At 31.2% G+C, this 4,607-nt stretch carries 3 protein-coding genes; all 3 read right to left on the reverse strand.

Annotation, left to right across the window (positions count from 1 at the left end):
• Positions 1-253: 253 nt before the first annotated feature.
• The 3 genes from AC3WSK_RS26305 to AC3WSK_RS26315 all read right to left on the reverse strand — a co-directional run bounded on the left by AC3WSK_RS26305 (position 254) and on the right by AC3WSK_RS26315 (position 4,235).
• Positions 254-1,147, reverse strand: a complete 894-nt coding sequence (locus AC3WSK_RS26305; protein ID WP_079564489.1) for a patatin-like phospholipase family protein — start codon at positions 1,145-1,147, stop codon at positions 254-256.
• 193 nt (positions 1,148-1,340) lie between these two features.
• On the reverse strand, positions 1,341-3,026 hold the full coding sequence (locus AC3WSK_RS26310) for a methyl-accepting chemotaxis protein (protein ID WP_427485207.1): 1,686 nt from the start codon (positions 3,024-3,026) through the stop codon (positions 1,341-1,343).
• A gap of 36 nt (positions 3,027-3,062) precedes the next feature.
• A complete protein-coding gene (locus tag AC3WSK_RS26315; RefSeq protein WP_170939085.1) occupies positions 3,063-4,235 on the reverse strand; it encodes an ATP-grasp domain-containing protein in 1,173 nt (390 codons plus the stop codon).
• Positions 4,236-4,607 lie beyond the last annotated feature (372 nt).

Below are 4,607 nucleotides of genomic sequence, written 5' to 3' on the forward strand. Positions count from 1 at the left end.
TTCGTTCACTAACTCAAGGTTAGCTACTAAAAACTTTATTGATTACGTTTTGCTTGTTCAGTTTTCAAGGTTCATTTATAATTATTATCTCTTTTGTTAAGAGTTAACTTTTATATAATAACATGTTTTATACATAATGTCAAACAGTTATTTTATTTTTGTATTGTTCTAGTTGCATGTTCATCAGCAACTTTTATATAATATCATCTATCTCATAGGACGTCAATAGTATTAATACATTTTTTTAAAAGTTTTATAGCTTATATCTCGGCCATGCTTTTAAAAATTGAATCGTACGGTTTCTTCCGATTTCTAAAAGTGTTTCTTTAGTCTCTTCGTCTAAATCAAATTGTGTGGCGCTATAATCATCAACGGGAATAAAAATAATATCTCTTTCATGTCGTCTTGAAATATATCTTTCATCATGAGCATCTTTCATAGTAGAAAATAAAGCTTCAAATAAATTTAATCCATTTTTAATTTCATGTGGGTGTTGCTCTTCTCTACGTCTACTCAATTTAAGTCCAATAATCGGTCGCACTTTACGTCTTTCTCTATCATCAAATACCCACAATGGAAAATTACTCAATACACCGCCATCTACAATAACTGAATCTCCTTTTCCTGTTTTTAATGTAACGGGTTCAAAGAAAAATGGTATGCCACAACTCATACGTAAAGCACACGCAACCGAAAAATTTTTAGCATCAATATGATATTTTTGTAAATCATCCGGTAACACAATCATTCTGCCATTTGTTAAATCTGAGGCCACTAACTTTAATGAATCTCTAGGTAAGTCTCCGAATGTATAAACTCCTTTTGCTGCTAATTTCTGAAAAAACCATTTTTCTAATGCTTTTCCTTTATATAAACCTAAATGGTGATAAACATTAACCCACTTCATAAATGGTAATGGTAAGATTGTTTTTCTTGGATCTAATAATGAAGGTACATCCAACTCTTCTAACATAGTCTGGATTTCTTTTCCGCTATACCCGGCAGCAATAAAAGCAGCCAATATAGCCCCGGCACTCGTTCCAGCTACCCGTTTAAAGCGAAAATTTTCAGCTTCTAGTACTTGATACGCCCCAACAAGTGCAAACCCCTTCAAACCGCCACCAGAAAAAACACCATCAATCCACAAAATTTCCTCTCCTTTTTAAAGTAATCGTTACATTATATAAAGAGTTATATACAATTAGAACGAACTCAATGAGTATTTTGTCGAATTTACAAATGACTTTGATAGTTGGCATACGGATTTAAAAATAGTAAAAGGATTAGCTCTGTTCAAGTTAGAGCTAATCCTTTTAACTTAGTTAATGTTATTGCTTAGATTACTTAATTTTAAAATGTGCAATTTGACCTTTCAAATTTTCCACCATATCATTTACTTGATTAGCTGTTCCTAGCATTTCTTCCATAAAAGCAGATTGCTCCTGCATAGTTGAAGCAATATTTTGGGTACCTGCTGATGTTTGCTCCAGTGATTGCACAGTTGTCTCAGTAGTCCCTAATACTTGTTCAGAGCTTGCTGATATTTGTTCTACTGTTGAAGCAATTGATTGAGTTCGCATACTAATGTTTGAAATTAGAGATGAGATTTTTTGGAAAGTATCTCCAGCCAATCTTATTGCGACAGTCTCTTGATCAATTTCATCTACAACTCTCGTAATAGCTTCAACCGATTCATTAGAATTGTTTTGCATTTCAGAGATTAATTTAGTTATGTCATTAGCAGATTGGGCAGATTGTTCTGCTAAATGTCTTATTTCATCTGCAACAACAGCAAACCCTTTTCCATATTCACCTGCACGAGCAGCCTCAATAGCTGCATTTAGTGCTAGTAAATTAATTTGATCTGAAATACTTGTAATTACATTTGTAATTTGTCCTACTTCTTTAGATCGTTGATGCATTTGTTCTGTCATTTGCATAGAGGCTTTTGAAAGCTCGTTAATTGAATCAATTCCTTGTACGGATTGTTGAATGACATTATTACCTTGATTGGATTCTTCAGAAGTCTTAATAGATTCGTCAGAGACGTTTGTAGTAGATTCTGTAATTTCTACTATCCCCTCTGATATTTCCCTAATCGCAATTTGATTTTGAATAGCCCCAGTTGTTACCATTTCACTACTTACTGAAACTTCCTGAATTGCTGCTGATACCTGATTAGCCATTTCTGTCACTTGCTCTATACTTTGAGTCAATTCTTTAGACCCGTTTGCTACATAGTCTGCTGTTGAGGATACATGACCTATAACTTCTTTTAGCTGTACTTGCATACTATTAAAACTTGATGCCAGCTGACCAATTTCATCATTACTGGTATTTTTAATTTCCTGTGTTAAATCACCAGCTGCAATTACTTTAGTATAATCTACAAGTTCATTTAACGGTTTAGAAATTCTTTTAGCAGTGAAATATGCTAGTATACCACTTACCACAATAAATATAAGTGCTAATAATACACATACTTTTATTAATAAACTTTCTAGATCAACTATAAAATCTGCATCTTCATCTAATCCTAAGACAGAATCTGTTCCTTGAACTTGTAAAAATGTAGACTTATGAGCGCCGTATTCATCTTTATAAATATCACTTGTAACCATTTTAGTTGTACCTAACGCTGCTTTTTGTTCATCTGTAAACGCTAGTGGTGATAAATACTTATCGTCATTACCTAAAAATAAAATGACTTCTTTATTATCTACTTTACTCATAATATATACATTTTCTAATTCATGCTCTTCTTGAAATGCATTTCCTCTAGACAATAGTTCTTGATATGCACTTTTGTTTGTTTTAGCACTATTGATTAATTCTTTATCAAATAGCTCATCAAAGTCCTCCATTTTCATTGTTAAGCTCTCTTCAAACTGAGGAATAATATACCCTTCAATTAAACGATCAGCTACAATAAAAATGGCTAAGCTAAAAATGGTGCTTATAACAACAATAGGCATTAATACGTTTAATAATATTTTCTTTCTAATTGTCATACCTTTAAACATCATTAACGCTCCTAACTGCAATAGAAAAATTAGTCATTATTAAACAATTACCAATTCTTCTAAAGATATATATTGATTCAAATCTAAATTCAATAACCTTATATTTTCATTTAAATCCGGTGACTTATGGAAGATTACAGCAAATGTAGAACTTTCATTTACTTTCATTGGTCGATATTCTAAAATTTCATCAAAGTTTAGTTTAAACGCTTCATGATTAATAGATACAACTTGCTTACAATCAATAGAAGCATCTAATTCAGCACAACAAAAACTATAAATTGAATCATCCATTTGATTAACTATATTTCCCCAATCAGGCTTTTCTTGTTTGAAAAAGTATTCACATGCGTTTACACCATATGCATGAACGCCAAGTTCATTTGTACCGATACCAGCAAATCTAAGTGGATTTACTTCAATAGGAACAATCTGTTCATCATTATCGATGCGAATTTCAATATGTATTGGGGCAGACTTTAAAGCGAAGAACGATGAAATAGTTCTTAAAAACTCTTGAATTTTACTGAGGGACTCATTTATTACTTGCTTACTCGTATAGTAAATCCTATCGCTCATGTCTTTCTCATGCCTAAACATTCTTTTAAAAAGATTTAGGATAACAGGTTCCCCGTCTTCTGTAAAATATACGTCAACAGCGTATTCATCGCCTTCAATTAATTTTTCAATTATAAATGATTGGCTATTAATAACTTCGATTGGATACTCTGAACTCATAACTTCCATTTCAACCTTAAGTTGTTTAATAGTTTCTTTATATTCTTCTACCTTATCAATACGATGTACACCTATACTTGAATATCCTATAACAGGCTTAACAATAATAGGGAAAGGTAGAGCACTAGGATCTAATTCTTCTAATTCTTTTAGAGAAACTTCTGTGAAAAAGAAATCTTTATAATGTCTACTTAATGTTTTCCTGAAAGTAACTTTATTTTTCAAAATATCTGTAACAGTTGTTAAATAGTGATTAGGCGCATATTTTGATAAAATATTAAGTCCATTTTCAGAGTTAAAGAGAATTGGAGAATTCCCCTTCTCTAATTCAATTAACAAATCGTCTACCTTTTTGAAATTTATAGTAGATTCGTTTGGTATAAAAACTTCATTTAATCTGATTACCGGAATTTTATTCTTACTAATTGTGTCCGCTAATAAGCCCGAAACATAAGGTCTATCTAGTATTATCAATATTTACACTCCTATCTATATATTTTTTACATATCTATATCCTAATAGTATGTAAAAATAACTATTACCTATTTTAATATATAATACCTATAAAAGCCATAATATTACCTTTTAATACTATGGGTAATATTACATCGAAATTAATATGAAAGCATACTGAAATATATAAACACCAATGAGTATATTTAACTATATAAAGATTAACTTTTGCTAAAGTAAATAATTAAAAAAATCGAGAAGCTTAAATTAGCTTCTCGATTTTTTACTATTGGTTAAATACTATTTGTATAATTTTATAAAAAAACAGCCAGCACACAGCTGACTGTTTACATTGCCTAGCGACGTCCTACTCTCACAGGGGGAAGCCCCCAA

This window comes from Lysinibacillus sp. EB271-A1-10B, assembly GCF_058791335.1.

Bases quoted from the DNA above. Each gene is read 5' to 3' on its own strand.
- AC3WSK_RS26310 (WP_427485207.1), bottom strand. From the start codon at position 3,026: ATGATGTTTAAAGGTATGACAATTAGAAAGAAAATATTATTAAACGTA.